The organism is Streptomyces sp. NPDC058576, from assembly GCF_042718715.1.
Classification (GTDB): domain Bacteria; phylum Actinomycetota; class Actinomycetes; order Streptomycetales; family Streptomycetaceae; genus Streptomyces.
Window position 1 is genome coordinate 101,096 of sequence record NZ_JBHXPF010000001.1, and the last position, 12,789, is coordinate 113,884.

General features: G+C 72.5%; 12 protein-coding genes. 7 read left to right on the forward strand and 5 right to left on the reverse strand.

Features of this window, described 5'->3' with window-relative positions; genetic code table 11:
- Window positions 1–56: 56 nt before the first annotated feature.
- Window positions 57–1,052, forward strand: a complete 996-nt coding sequence (locus ACFWRV_RS00440; RefSeq protein WP_384326350.1) for a Gfo/Idh/MocA family protein — start codon at window positions 57–59, stop codon at window positions 1,050–1,052.
- A 6-nt stretch (window positions 1,053–1,058) separates the two neighbouring features.
- Here ACFWRV_RS00440 and ACFWRV_RS00445 read toward each other — a convergent pair whose 3' ends face one another.
- Window positions 1,059–2,726, reverse strand: coding sequence for an alkaline phosphatase D family protein (locus ACFWRV_RS00445; RefSeq protein WP_384326688.1), 1,668 nt, complete (start codon window positions 2,724–2,726; stop codon window positions 1,059–1,061).
- 144 nt (window positions 2,727–2,870) lie between these two features.
- Here ACFWRV_RS00445 and ACFWRV_RS00450 point away from each other — a divergent pair, with 144 nt between their 5' ends.
- The 3 genes from ACFWRV_RS00450 (at window position 2,871) to ACFWRV_RS00460 (ending at window position 5,296) form a co-directional block, all read left to right on the forward strand.
- Entirely contained in the window at window positions 2,871–3,689 is an 819-nt protein-coding gene (locus tag ACFWRV_RS00450; RefSeq protein WP_384326351.1) for an SDR family oxidoreductase, read from the forward strand.
- A gap of 175 nt (window positions 3,690–3,864) precedes the next feature.
- Window positions 3,865–4,344 carry a lamin tail domain-containing protein gene (locus tag ACFWRV_RS00455; protein WP_384326353.1) on the forward strand — a complete coding sequence of 160 codons (480 nt, stop codon included), beginning with the start codon at window positions 3,865–3,867 and terminating at the stop codon, window positions 4,342–4,344.
- A 97-nt stretch (window positions 4,345–4,441) separates the two neighbouring features.
- Window positions 4,442–5,296 (forward strand): PhzF family phenazine biosynthesis protein, encoded by an 855-nt coding sequence (locus ACFWRV_RS00460; protein ID WP_384326355.1) that lies wholly within the window; start codon window positions 4,442–4,444, stop codon window positions 5,294–5,296.
- A 147-nt stretch (window positions 5,297–5,443) separates the two neighbouring features.
- Here ACFWRV_RS00460 and ACFWRV_RS00465 read toward each other — a convergent pair whose 3' ends face one another.
- Complete coding sequence (locus ACFWRV_RS00465) at window positions 5,444–6,475, reverse strand: hypothetical protein (RefSeq protein WP_384326357.1); 1,032 nt, start codon at window positions 6,473–6,475, stop codon at window positions 5,444–5,446.
- A gap of 66 nt (window positions 6,476–6,541) precedes the next feature.
- A complete protein-coding gene (locus ACFWRV_RS00470; protein ID WP_384326358.1) occupies window positions 6,542–7,192 on the reverse strand; it encodes a TetR/AcrR family transcriptional regulator in 651 nt (216 codons plus the stop codon).
- Between the two features lie 106 nt (window positions 7,193–7,298).
- On the opposite strand from ACFWRV_RS00470, the gene ACFWRV_RS00475 reads away from it, so the two are divergent.
- The 3 genes from ACFWRV_RS00475 (at window position 7,299) to ACFWRV_RS00485 (ending at window position 10,537) form a co-directional block, all read left to right on the forward strand.
- Window positions 7,299–8,768, forward strand: coding sequence for an MFS transporter (locus ACFWRV_RS00475; RefSeq protein WP_384326360.1), 1,470 nt, complete (start codon window positions 7,299–7,301; stop codon window positions 8,766–8,768).
- Window positions 8,769–8,895: 127 nt separating this feature from the next.
- Complete coding sequence (locus tag ACFWRV_RS00480) at window positions 8,896–9,555, forward strand: GNAT family N-acetyltransferase (RefSeq protein ID WP_384326362.1); 660 nt, start codon at window positions 8,896–8,898, stop codon at window positions 9,553–9,555.
- Between the two features lie 79 nt (window positions 9,556–9,634).
- A complete protein-coding gene (locus ACFWRV_RS00485; protein ID WP_384326364.1) occupies window positions 9,635–10,537 on the forward strand; it encodes a glycosyltransferase family 2 protein in 903 nt (300 codons plus the stop codon).
- A 7-nt stretch (window positions 10,538–10,544) separates the two neighbouring features.
- Here the strand turns inward: ACFWRV_RS00485 and ACFWRV_RS00490 are convergent, their stop codons facing one another.
- Window positions 10,545–11,021 carry a GNAT family N-acetyltransferase gene (locus tag ACFWRV_RS00490; RefSeq protein WP_384326366.1) on the reverse strand — a complete coding sequence of 159 codons (477 nt, stop codon included), beginning with the start codon at window positions 11,019–11,021 and terminating at the stop codon, window positions 10,545–10,547.
- 112 nt (window positions 11,022–11,133) lie between these two features.
- A complete protein-coding gene (locus tag ACFWRV_RS00495; RefSeq protein ID WP_384326368.1) occupies window positions 11,134–12,558 on the reverse strand; it encodes a cation:dicarboxylate symporter family transporter in 1,425 nt (474 codons plus the stop codon).
- Window positions 12,559–12,789: the final 231 nt, after the last annotated feature.

Below are 12,789 nucleotides of genomic sequence, written 5' to 3' on the forward strand. Positions count from 1 at the left end.
CTCTCAGCTCGGCCGGAGTGGTCGATACCTTTTTCGGGCGGGCTGGGGTGACGGGCATGGGTGGGACGGTGCGCTGGGGTGTGCTGGCGACGGGCGGCATAGCCGCGACCTTCACGGCGGACGTACAGAGACTCCCCGACGCCGAGGTGGTGGCCGTTGCCTCGCGCACGGAGTCCTCGGCGCGGGCCTTCGCCGAGCGCCACGAGATCGCCCGGGCCTACGGCAGCTGGGCGGAGCTGGTCGCCGACGACGCGGTGGACGTGGTGTACGTGGCCACCCCGCACTCGGCGCACCACGCGGCGGCCGGGCTGGCGCTGCGGGCCGGAAAGCACGTGCTGTGCGAGAAGGCGTTCACGCTCAACAGCCGGGAGGCGAAGGAGCTGGTGGCGCTCGCCCGGGACCGCGGCCTGTTCCTGATGGAGGCCATGTGGACCTATCTCAACCCGGTGGTCCGCCGGCTGACCGAGCTGGTCCGGGACGGGGCGATCGGCGAGATCCGCACCGTACAGGCGGACTTCGGCTTCGCGGGCGACTTCGGTCCCGGCCACCGGCTGCGCGACCCGGACCTGGGCGGCGGGGCCCTGCTGGATCTCGGGGTCTATCCGGTGTCGTTCGCGCATCTGCTGCTGGGCGAGCCGGACCGGGTGCGCGCGGACGCGCTGCTGTCGCCGGAGGGCGTGGACCTGAACACGGGGATGCTGCTGGGCTGGGACTCCGGCGCGAACGCGCTGCTGTCCTGCTCGATCGTCGGCCACCACCCGACGGCGGCCACCGTGATCGGGACGGCCGGACGGATCGACATCCCGCGCGACTTCTTCCACCCGGACCACTTCGTGCTGCGGCGGGCGGGCGAGGAGCCGGAGACGATCACCTCGGGGCCGGGGCCGCAGGGACTCTCGGGCATGCAGTACGAGGCCGTCGAGGTGGGGCGCGCGGTGCGGGCGGGCGAGCTGGAGTCCCCGCTCGTTCCGTTGGAGGGTTCGCTGGCGGTGATGCGGACGCTCGACGCGGTACGGGACCGCATCGGCGTCCGCTACCCGGCGGACCGCTGAGCCCCGTTACGCGGGCGTGAGCCCCGGGTTCCCGGCCTCCGTGACGAACGAGGCCGCCGTGGCGAGGGGCGCCCCGGGGGTCGTGACGGCCGCCACCGTACGGAAGTCGGCGCGGGCCTCCCGCGTGCCGAGGGTGACGAGGGCGTAGCCGCGCCGCCCGTTGTAGTGCTTGAGGTGCGGGTTGGCCCGGGTCTGGTTCTCCCAGTTGGCGGGCCGGTCCGCGCCGTTCTTGCCGCTGGCGATGGAGGTGGTGACGATCTCGGTGCCGACGGTGCGCGACGCGGGGTCGTCGAAGTCCTTCTTCAGGTCGAAGGCGTAGGAGACGTGGACGTCGCCGGTGAGGACCATGAGGTTGTCCACCCCGGCGGCCTCGGCCCCGGCGAGCACGCGCTGCCGGGAGGCGGGGTAACCGTCCCAGGAGTCCATGGAGAGCTTGTAGGCGTCGGTGGGCACGTCGCGCCGCCGGGCGAAGGTGACCTGCTGCGGGACGACGTTCCAGGTGGCGTTCGAGGCCCGCCAGCCGTCGATCAGCCAGCGTTCCTGGGTGGCCCCGGTCAGGGTGCGCGCGGGGTCCTCGGACTCGGGGCCGGGGGTGCGCCAGCCGTCTCCGTACGCCTGGTCGCTGCGGTACTGGCGGGTGTCGAGGATGTCGAACTGGGCGAGCCGGCCGAACGTCAGGCGGCGGTAGAGCCGCATGTCGGGTCCGGTGGGGCGCTGCGGGGTGCGCAGCGGCTGGTTCTCCCAGTACGCGCGGTACGCGGCGGCCCGGCGCAGCAGGAACTCCTCGGGGGTGACGTCGTTCTCGGGGATCTCGCCCGCGTAGTTGTTCTCGGTCTCGTGGTCGTCCCAGGTGACGACGAAGGGGTGGGCGGCGTGGGCGGCGCGCAGGTCCGGGTCGGACTTGTAGAGGGCGTAGCGCAGCCGGTAGTCCTCCAGGTTCTGCGTCTCGCGGTTGTAGTGCGCGGGGAGGGTGCGGTCGGTGTAGTTGCGGGCGCCGCCGGTGGCGTTGACGGCGTACTCGTAGAGGTAGTCGCCGAGGTGGAAGACCACGTCGACGTCCTCGGCGGCGAGGTGGCGGTGGGCGGTGAAGTACCCGTCGTGGTACGCCTGGCAGGAGACGGCGGCCAGGGTGAGGGAGCTGTTACGGGCTCCGGGGGCCGGGGCGGTACGGGTGCGGCCGACCGGGCTGGTCCAGTTGCCGGTGCGGAAGCGGTAGTAGTAGACCCGCCCGGAGCCGAGGCCCTGGACCTCGGCGCGGACGCTGTGGGCGAACTCGGGGTGGGCGGTGACCGATCCGCGCCGCTCGACGCGGCGGAAGCGCTCGTCGCGGGCGATCTCCCAGCGCACCTCGACCCGGCCGTTCGGCAGTCCGCCGCCCGGCTCGTAGGGGCGGGGGGCGAGCCGGGTCCAGATCAGGACGGACGTGGGGTGCGGGTCGCCGGAGGCGACGCCGAGGGTGAAGGGGTCCTCGGCGATCCGGCGGGCGTCGAGTTCGGCGGCGCTCGCCGTGCCGGCGGCGGGCAGGTTGACGGCGAAGGCGAGCGCGGCGGCGGCCCCGGTGGTGGTCAGGAAGCGCCGACGGCCCACCCCTGGTTCCAGTACGCGGGCGGCGGTGCGGAGTTCGATGGCTCGGGTGCTGTGATCGGGCGTCATGATGGTCCGTGCGGCTGTCATATGCCCCTCCTCGGCCCGGATGCTGTCGGTCTTCATGGCAGCCATGGGGGACGACGCACCGTTGTCGCGTGCACAACATCCGCATGGCGGGTCGATGAGCACCGCGTGCCCCGTGCACGGATCTGTCCCGTACGCTGCCGGGCCATGAACACTGAGCAGACAGAGCAGTCCGAGCGGGCCGGCCGGACCGGGGGGACCGACCGGACCGGGCCGGCCGGCCGGAAGGTCGCCGTCGTCACGGGTGCGGGATCGGGGATCGGGCGGGCCGTCGCGCTCGCCCTCGCGAGCGGGGGCTGGTCGCTGGCGCTCGCGGGCCGGCGGGCCGAGCCGCTGGCGCAGACGGCGGCCGCCGCCGGGGACACCGAGGCGCTGTGCGTCACCACGGACGTGACGGACGCCGACGAGGTGGACGCGCTCTTCGCCGCCGTACGGGAGCGGTTCGGCCGGCTGGACCTGCTGTTCAACAACGCGGGCACGTTCGGCCCCGGCGGCGTACCGCTGGAGGACCTCGCGGTGGCGGACTGGCGGGCAGTGGTGGACGTGAACCTGACGGGCGCGTTCCTGTGCGCGCAGGCGGCATACCGGCTGATGAAGGAGCAGGACCCGCAGGGCGGCCGGATCATCAACAACGGCTCGATCTCCGCCCATGCGCCGCGTCCGCACTCGATCGCGTACACCGCGACCAAGCACGCGATCACCGGGCTGACGAAGTCGCTGTCGCTGGACGGCCGCGCCTACCGGATCGCCTGCGGCCAGATCGACATCGGCAACGCGGCGACGGAGATGACCGAGCGGATGCAGACCGGGATCCTCCAGGCCAACGGGGAGCTGGCGGTGGAACCGGTGATGGCCGCGGCGGACGTGGGGCGGACGGTGGCGCACATGGCGGAGCTGCCGTTGGAGGCGAACGTCCAGTTCGCGACGGTCATGGCGACGAACATGCCGTACGTCGGACGAGGCTGAGGCTCGGGCCGGATCCGGGGCCTGGGGCCGCGACCGGATGTGATCACATCCGGTCGAACTCGCCAACGGATTACCGGATTTGCGGATTTCTCCCTCTGTGGCCGAGCAAGCGCGTGCTGTCCGTATGATCGCATCCTGTTACGCCTTCACCAGAACGACACAGAAGGAACACCGCATGCGCATACGCACCGCTGCGCCGATCGCCCTGGCCGCCGCCACCGCCCTGGCCGGCTCGCTCCTCGCCACGGCGGCACCGGCCTCGGCGGCCGCCCACCAGGGCGGGCTGCACTTCGGGGCTGTTCAGTTCGACGGCCCCGGCAAGGACGACCGGTCGAAGAAGTCGCTGAACGCCGAGTGGGTGAACATCCACAACAACAGCAAGAAGAAGGTCCAGCTCAAGGGCTTCAAGGTGAAGGACAACACCGGCTACACCTACACCTTCGGCAGCTACTCCATCGGCGCGGGCAAGACGGTCAAGGTCCGTACCGGCAAGGGCAAGAACGTCTCGGGCACCGTGCACTGGAACCGGGGCTCGTACGTCTGGAACAACACCGGCGACAAGGCCCGGCTGATCAAGCCGAACGGGAAGCTCCAGGACTCCTGCTCCTGGGGGAAGTCCACCAAGGCCAACAAGGGCGCCAAGAACTGCCACTGACACGTACGGGGAGGGCTGGTCGCGGAACGGGGGGCCGCGACCAGCCCTTTCCCGCGGACCCGGGAATGGCGGGGGCCGCGGCACGGTTGACTGCTGCATGACACATGATCACCAGCCTGAGATCCTGCGCTACACCGCCTTCTCCGCCGACCCCGCGGGCGGGAACCCCGCCGGCGTCGTCCTGGACGCCGCCGGGCTTGACGAGGCGCGGATGCTCGCGATCGCGGCGGAGCTGGGCTACAGCGAGTCGGCGTTCCTGACGGAGCGGACCGGCGATGGCGCGTACACGATCCGCTTCTTCAGCCCGAAGGCCGAGGTGCCCTTCTGCGGCCACGCCACGGTCGCCACAGCCCTCGCGCTGGCCGAACGGGACGGACCGGGCGAGCTGGAGTTCAGCACACCCGCGGGTCAGGTCCCGGTCTCCGTCGTCCGGGAGGGCGGCGAACTCCGGGCCACCCTCACCAGCGTGGCTCCGCACGTCGAGGAGACCGCCCCGGCCGACCTGGCGGAGGCACTGGCGGCCCTGAACTGGGCGGCCGCCGACCTCGACCCGGCCCTGCCGCCCCGGATCTCCTACGCGGGGGCCCGGCACCTGGTGCTGGCCGCCGCCACCCGGGAGCGGCTGGCGGACCTGGACTACGACTTCGCGCGGCTGGAGGCGCTGATGCGCCGGCTCGGCCTGACCACCCTGCAACTGGTGTACCGCGAGGGGCCTGACCTCTTCCACGTCCGCGACCCGTTCCCGGTGGGCGGGGTCGTCGAGGACCCGGCGACGGGCGCGGCGGCGGCGGCCTTCGGCGCGTACGCGCGCGAGCTGGGGCTCGTACCGGAGGCGGCCGTACTCACCCTGCGGCAGGGGGCGGACATGGGCCGCCCTGGCACGCTCACCGTCGAACTGCGCGCGGGCGACGCCCGGGTCCGGGTCAGCGGAACGGGCACCCGGATCGGCTGAGGGCTGCCCGGCCGGCACCCCGGGGGGCCCAGCCTGCTGGTGGGTCCGGCCCGTTGGGGGGGGGCGGCCCGCTCGGGGGGCCCGCTGGGGGGTCGGCCCGCTGGGGGCGGCGGGATCCACCGACGTACGAGGAGGGCTCGGCTCAGCTCAGCCGGTCGCGGTCGCGTCCTTGGCCGGGGCGACATGGGCGTACCAGCGTTCCGTCTCGCCCGGGTCGAGGGCGCGCTCCAGCAGGGCGTCACCGCGCATGCCGGGGAAGAAGCGGCCCGCGGGCCAGGTCCGCCGGTAGGACGGCTCGTCCAGGACCAGCAGTCGGACGCCGTCGACGACGGGTATGTCGGCGGGGGCGCCTTCGTTCCAGATCAGTTCGCCGTCCGGGGCCACCAGGTCGAAGGAGCCCTCCGTCTCCACCTGGCCGGGGGTCTCCCGGCAGACGGCCGCCTCCTGCGACGACGGCGCGCGGCCCTCCACATGGCCGCCGCCGATGAGCGCGTCGGCGAGCAGGGTGTGCAGCTGGAAGTTGTCCCCGATGCCCGAGATCCGCAGGAGGTAGCCGGTGCCGCTCGTCCGGTGGAGGGCGACGAGCGGTTCGTCGTCCAGCACCAGGAGGGCGTGGGTGAGGGACTTCAGCTCGATGCCGGAGGCCCGCTCCACCGCGCGGAGCAGCCGCGGCGCCTCGCCCCGGGAGCCGGCCGCTCGCCGCCGCACGCCGGGGTGGTTCAGCATCGCGACCGCGGCCGTCTCCCACTGGGGAAGCGTCCACCAGCCGAAGGCCGCGTCGACACCGGCCCGCTGCACGAGTTCCGGGCCCGGTTCGCCGCCGTCGGGAGCGGGGAACGCGCCGCCCCCGGTCGCGGCCCACGCGTCGGAGAACTCCAGGGCCTGCTCCAGCGCCCACCGCAGCCCGGCCAGCACCCCCGGTGCGCAGCGCACGGCCTCCGCACCGCGCTCGACGCAGGCCCCGACGAGCACGGCGACGACGGCGCGCGGGCCGGGCGGCACCTGATCCAGCACGGCGGCGAGCCGCGGCCCGCCGTCCCGCAGCTCCGACTCCCTGGCCTGCCCGAAGGTCTCCTGCAAACGGACGAACGCCTTGCCGGACCGTTTGGCGTCCTGCGCCGTCACCGCTGCCTCGAAGTCGGCGACGGCACCCCCGAACCCGGCTTTACCGAATATCATCCCAGCACTTTATCGACGGGCCGCCGGGGGCCGTGAAGCCGGTCCCGCCAAGGGTTCCCGCCCTCCTCAACGTACGAACACCCCCGCCCGGGCGGCGGCGACCGCCGCGGCGGCGGCGCGGTCGGCGGCCGGCTCGTCCAGCGGGGCGCCGCTGGCGAGCAGCCGGTAATACAGCGGCGCCGACACCGCCGCGATCACCTCGCCCGGGTCCGTGCCGACGGGCAGTTCACCGCGCGCGACCGCCGCTTCGACGCAGCCGGACCACTCGCCGATCCGCACCGCGTAGAAGCGGTGCAGGGCCTCGGCGGTGCGTGGATCGCAGGCGGCGGCCGCGATGACGGCCACGAAGAGGGCCCCTTGGCGGGGGTCGGTCAGCGTACGGACCACGAGCCGGGCGTTGGCCCTGAGGTCCTCGGCCAGGGATCCGGTGTCCGCGCGCGGCAGCGACTGCTCCGCCATGTCCGCGAGCAGATCGGCCACCAGCCCGGCGGGGGCGGACCAGCGCCGGTAGACGGTGGTCTTGCCGACCTCGGCCCGCCGGGCGACGTCGGCCAGGTCGAGCCCGTCGAAGCCGTGCTCGGCCAGGGCGTCACCGGCCGCGCGCAGTACCGCTTCCCGCACCCGGGCGGTACGGCCGCCGGGGCGCACAGTGCCGGGCTCCACACTCCCAGGCCCCACGCCCCCGTTGCCGACGCCTCCAGCACCTTCCGAAGTCATAACGGGTCTCCAGTTCCATTAAAGACGCTTCCCCTGTTACGGTGACACCACCTTAACGGAATCATAGATCCGTTAAACGTTTCCCGTGCCAGGAAGGCGCCCTGCCATGCCCACACCCAGTACCGCATCCTCCGCCACCGGCCCCGCGGCGGGTCCCACCGGTCCTCCCGCCGCCATGGGTCCCCGGATGACCAGCCGCCAGAAGCTCGTGCTGGCCCTGCTGCTCGGCTCCCAATTCATGATCGCGGTGGATTTCTCCATCCTGAACGTGGCGCTGCCCGTCGTCGGGGAAGGGCTCGGGTTCTCCCTCGCCCACCTCCAGTGGATCGCCACGTCCTTCGCACTCGCCGCCGCCGGCTTCACGCTGCTGTTCGGCCGGGTCGCCGACCTCGTCGGGCGCAAGAACCTGTTCGTCGGCGGCATGGTCGTCCTCGGCCTCTCCTCCGCACTCGGCGGCCTCGCCACCTCGCCCGAGGTGCTGCTCACCGCCCGGGTGCTGCAGGGCCTGGCCACCGCGGCCGTCACACCGGCCGGACTCGCGCTGCTGACCACCGCGTTCAAGGAGGGGCCGCTGCGCGAACGGGCGCTGGGACTCAACGGGGCCCTGATGTCGGCCGGGTTCACCGCCGGGGCCATCCTCGGCGGGCTCCTGACGGACCTGCTCTCCTGGCGCTGGGCCTTCTTCATCAACGTACCGGTGGCGGCCCTGGTCGTGCTCCTGGCTCCGTCCGTGATCAGCGACTCCAGGCCGCAGCAGCGCCCGAAGCTGGACGTGCCCGGCGCGGCGACCGTCACCGGCGGCCTGCTGCTGCTCGTGCTCGGGCTCACCCAGGCCGGCGAGACCGGCTGGACCAGGCCGACCACCCTGGCCGCGCTGGCCGCCGGAGCCGTCCTCCTGGTCGCGTTCGTCCGCATCGAGCAGCGGGCCGCCGCCCCGCTCGTCCCGATCAGCATCCTGAAGCGGCGCAGCGTCGTCTGGGGCAACGCCGCCGGACTGATCGCCTTCGTCACCGAAACCTCGCTGGTCTTCCTGCTGACCCTCTACCTCCAGGAGGTCCTGGGCTACTCCGCACTCGCCACCGGCCTCGCGTTCGGCGTGCTCGGCCTCGGCACGGTCGTCGGCGGTGTGCTCGGCGGCCGGGCGGTGGGCCGGTTCGGCAACCGCCGCACCATCGTCCTGGGCGGCACCGTCCAGGCAGCCGCCACCCTCTCCCTCGTGGCGCTCGGCACGTCCGGGGCCTGGATCTGGCTCCTGCTGGCAGCCACCTTCGTCGGCGGCGTCGGCAACATGCTGATGATCGTCGGCTTCATGGTCACGGCCACTTCGGGCCTGCCGGACGAGGAGCAGGGCCGGGCCACCGGGCTGGCGACGATGACCCAGCAGGTCGGCATCACCCTCGGCATTCCGGTGATGAGCGCGGTCGTCACCGCCAGGATGGGCGCCGCGGACGGGGCCGGCGCGGTACTGTCCGGCGTCTCGACCGCGATCCTCGTCAACTCCGCCCTGGTCCTGGCGGGCGCCCTGCTGGCCGGCCACTTCCTGACGGGCGAGGACCGGAGGCCGACGGACGGGTGAGCGGAGCGGAACCGTACGGAGCGGAACCGGTGCGGGAGCGGGGCCGGCACGGGAGCGGGGTCGGCCGGGAGAAGCGAGAGACCGGCCCAGGAAAGCGGAGCAGGATCGACAGCGGGAGGACACGGACATGGCTGCGCCCGAGCCTCACCCCGAAACCAACCCCGATCCCGCCCCCGATCCCGATCCCGCACCCGCACCCGGCCCCGGCCCCGAGCCGCTGACCGTTCCGAGCATGTCCGCGGGCCCGGACTTCGTGCTGCGCCCCTGGGAGATGAGCGACCTCCCGCTGGTCCGCGAGGCCTCGCTCGACCCGTACATCCCGCTCATCACCACCATCCCGGCCCGCTACTCCGACGCGGCCGCCGAGGCGTTCGTCCGCAGGCAGTGGGAGCGCGCGGCCACCGGCGCGGGGTACCCGTTCGCGATCGTGCGCTCCCGGGACCGGCGCCCGGTCGGGGCGATCGGCCTCTGGCTGGGGGAGCTGCCCGAGGGCCGCGCCTCCGTCGGCTACTGGCTCACCGCCCCCGCCCGCGGCCAGGGCGTCGCCCGCGCCGCCCTGCGTACGGTGACGGGCTGGGCCCTGCGCGACCTCGGCGTCCCGCGCCTGCAGCTCTACATCGAGCCGTGGAACACCGCATCCGCCCGGATCGCCGAGGACATCGGCTTCCGGCGGGAGGGGCTGCTGCGCGGCTGGCAGCAGGTGGGCGACGAGCGACGGGACATGGCCGTGTACGCGCTGCTGAACGGTGACGGGCCAATAGATGGCCGGGCGGTAACAGTGGACTGAACACCGAGGCGTTACGATCGCGGGCACCGCTGCCGACCAGCAGCCGACCACCGGCAGCCGAGTTCCAGGAGTACCGAACGTGTCCGAACCACGCATCGGCGTATCCATCGTGACCATGGGAGACCGCCCGCAGGCGGTCGAGGCGCTGCTGGCGTCGGTCGCCATGCAGGACGTCCGGCCCACCCGGCTCGTGATCATCGGCAACGGTACGGCCCTCCCGGACTACGCCTCCACGCCCGGCCTGGAGGACCTCGACGGCGGGGTGACCACCATCGAGCTGCCGAAGAACCTCGGCTGCCCGGGCGGCCGGAACGCAGGACTGCGCCGGCTCGCCGAGATCGGCGACGTGGACGTGGTCATCGAGCTGGACGACGACGGCCTGCTCGTCGACAAGGACGTCTTCCGCCGGGTACGGGACCACTTCGCGACCGACGACCGGCTCGGCATCGTCGGCTTCCGGATCGCCGACGAGACCGGCGAGACGCAGCGCCGCCACGTGCCGCGCCTGCGGGCGGGCGACCCGATGCGCGGCGGCCCGGTCACGGCGTTCCTCGGCGGCGGCCACGCGTTCTCGATGAAGATGCTGGCGGAGACCGGCCTGTGGCCCGCGGAGTTCTTCTTCACCCACGAGGAGACGGACCTGGCCTGGCGCGCACTCGACGCGGGCTGGAAGGTGGAGTACGACCCCGAGCTGCTCCTCCAGCACCCGAAGACGAGCCCCGCCCGGCACGCGGTCTACTACCGGATGACGGCCCGCAACCGCGTCTGGCTGGCCCGGCGCAACCTGCCCCTCCCCCTGGTCCCCGCCTACCTCGGCACCTGGACCCTGCTCACCCTCGCCCGCACCCGCGATCCGAAGGGCTTGCTGGCCTGGGTCGGCGGCTTCGCGGAGGGCGTCCGCACCCCGTGCGGCGACCGGCGCCCGATGCGCTGGTCCACGGTGTGGCAGATGACGAGGCTGGGCCGCCCGCCGGTCATCTGACCTGCCGCTACGGCGTCCAGCGGTACAGCACGTCCGGCTCGTTCTCCTCGTTGCGGCCACCGTCGTCGAACGCGACGGCGGTGAACCCGTGCCGCTCGTAGAAGGCGCGGGCGGCGGCATTGCGCTGGAACACGTACAGGCCGAGCGGCCCGTCGACCGCCCCGCGCACCTCAGCCAGCAACCGGCTCCCGATCCCGCGCCGCAGCGAGTCGGGCCGCAGGTAGAGATGATCGAGCTCGTCACCCCCGGCGAGCACGGCGAACCCGAGCAACTCCCCGCCCTCCCCCACCTCTTCGGCCACCCACACCGCGGTGCTGGTGGGCAGCACGACATGGGTGATCCACGCGAGGGTGTCCTGGTCGCTGTGGATCCGGGGCAGATACGGCATGGCGGCGGCCCGGGACGCCAGGAAGACACCGGTGACCGCCTGCGCGTCCCGGGCCGTCGCCGGGCGCAGCCGAATCTCCTGATGCTCGGACGCCATCCCTGTCACTCCCTCACGCCGATGCTCGATCACGGCTGATCAGAACATGCCGCAGGACCTCCGCGCAGGTGGAATACCGGCGCGGAGGCCCCGAGTGACATGGGGTCAGTCCTCACCCGGTGCGATCCGCCGCTTCCGGCCCGGGCCGCGCCTGAGACTTCACCAACGCGCTCTGCGCACCCTGTTCACCCGGCTCGGCCCGCTCACCCGGCTCGGCCCGCTCCGGCTGCTCGGCCCGCTCCGGCTGCTCGGCCCGCTCCGCCTGCTCCGCCTGCTCCGGCACGAAGGCGATCTCCCCGGAGAGGACCTTGCGGGCCCGGGTCAGGTCCAGCGCTCCTTCCCAGCGGGAGACCACGAAGACGGCGACGCAGTTCCCGAGCAGGTTGGTGGCGACCCGCATGGCGTCCATGATCCGGTCGACGCCGAGCAGCAGAGCCACCGCGCCCGCCGGTATGACACCGAGGGCGGAGGCGGTGGCGGACAGCGCGAGGAAGGCCGAACCGGGCACGCCCGCCATGCCCTTGCTGGTCAGCATGAGCACCAGGACCACCGTGACCTGCTGGCCGAGGGTGAGGTCGACGCCGACGGCCTGAGCGATGAACAGGGTGCCGATGGAGAGATAGATGGACGCGCCGTCGAGGTTGAAGGAGTAGCCGGTGGGCAGGACGAGGCCCACGGCGTCGTCGCGGCACCCCGCCTGCCGGAGCTTCTGCATCATGCGCGGCATCACGGTCTCGCTGGACGCGGTGCCGAGCGCGAGCAGCATCTCCTCACGCGTGTAGCGGATGAACTGCCACAGGCTGAGCCCGGTGAGCGCCTTCAGGGCCAGCCCCAGCAGGACGAGGAAGACCAGCGCGACGCCGTAACACACGGCGATGAGCTTGCCGTACGTGGACAGCGCGCCGAGACCGTACTCACCCACCAGATGGGCCGTGGCGCCGAAGACGGCGAGCGGGGCCAGCTTCATGATGAAGCCGACGATCGCGAACACGACCTCCTGCGCCTGTTCGATGGCGGGCAGGATGGCGGGCACCTTGGTGTGGCCGAGATGCAGCAGCGCCGCTCCGGCGAGGCAGGCGAGAACGAGCACCTGGAGCAGTGAGTTCTCGGCGAACGCGCCGACCGCGCTGTCGGGCAGTGAGTGCAGGATGAACTCGCTGGTGGACGGCAGTTCGCCGCCCCCGGTCTTCTCGTCGACGGCGGACGCGTCCAACGAGGCCGGGTCGACGTTCATGCCCTTCCCGGGTCCCGCCAGATTCCCGGCGAGCAGCCCGACGACGAGCGCCACCGTGGTCGCGATCTCGAACCAGATGAGCGCTTTGAGCCCCATGCGTCCGAACGACTTGAGGTCACCGGCCTTGGTGATCCCGGCGACGACGACACAGAACACCAGCGGCGCGATCATCGCCTTGATCAACCGGACGAACCCGTCGCCGAGCGGCTGGGCGGCCGTGCCCACATCGGGCCACAGCCTCCCGACGAGGACACCGGCCAGCAGGGCGACGCCGACCTGGGCGAACAGTGAGGTACGCAGCATGCGTGCAGCGCGTCGCGGCAGGGACGGTACGGACGACGACACAGGCACTCCCTCCAACGTGACTTCTGGGATACGGAAGTGGACTTCCGCGTTCGGCACTATGGCGGAGTCGCCGCCTTCGTAGAAGACCCCGGTGTCACATCGGCGTAAATCTTGGACCTTGCTCCAAAGGGCGCTCCTGAACTGCGCGTTGCCGCTCCGAGGAGGGAGCAGCAAGAAGGGGCCTCTGCT

Excerpts from the sequence above, each read along its gene's own strand:
- ACFWRV_RS00440 (WP_384326350.1), top strand. The coding sequence starts at position 57 with ATGGGTGGGACGGTGCGCTGGGGTGTGCTGGCGACGGGCGGCATAGCC.
- ACFWRV_RS00490 (WP_384326366.1), bottom strand. The coding sequence starts at position 11,021 with ATGGCGTCCGAGCATCAGGAGATTCGGCTGCGCCCGGCGACGGCCCGG.
- ACFWRV_RS00465 (WP_384326357.1), bottom strand. The coding sequence starts at position 6,475 with ATGATATTCGGTAAAGCCGGGTTCGGGGGTGCCGTCGCCGACTTCGAG.
- ACFWRV_RS00495 (WP_384326368.1), bottom strand. The coding sequence starts at position 12,558 with ATGCTGCGTACCTCACTGTTCGCCCAGGTCGGCGTCGCCCTGCTGGCC.
- ACFWRV_RS00455 (WP_384326353.1), top strand. The coding sequence starts at position 3,865 with ATGCGCATACGCACCGCTGCGCCGATCGCCCTGGCCGCCGCCACCGCC.
- ACFWRV_RS00445 (WP_384326688.1), bottom strand. The coding sequence starts at position 2,726 with ATGACAGCCGCACGGACCATCATGACGCCCGATCACAGCACCCGAGCC.
- ACFWRV_RS00460 (WP_384326355.1), top strand. The coding sequence starts at position 4,442 with ATGACACATGATCACCAGCCTGAGATCCTGCGCTACACCGCCTTCTCC.
- ACFWRV_RS00480 (WP_384326362.1), top strand. The coding sequence starts at position 8,896 with ATGGCTGCGCCCGAGCCTCACCCCGAAACCAACCCCGATCCCGCCCCC.
- ACFWRV_RS00450 (WP_384326351.1), top strand. The coding sequence starts at position 2,871 with ATGAACACTGAGCAGACAGAGCAGTCCGAGCGGGCCGGCCGGACCGGG.
- ACFWRV_RS00475 (WP_384326360.1), top strand. The coding sequence starts at position 7,299 with ATGCCCACACCCAGTACCGCATCCTCCGCCACCGGCCCCGCGGCGGGT.
- ACFWRV_RS00470 (WP_384326358.1), bottom strand. The coding sequence starts at position 7,192 with ATGACTTCGGAAGGTGCTGGAGGCGTCGGCAACGGGGGCGTGGGGCCT.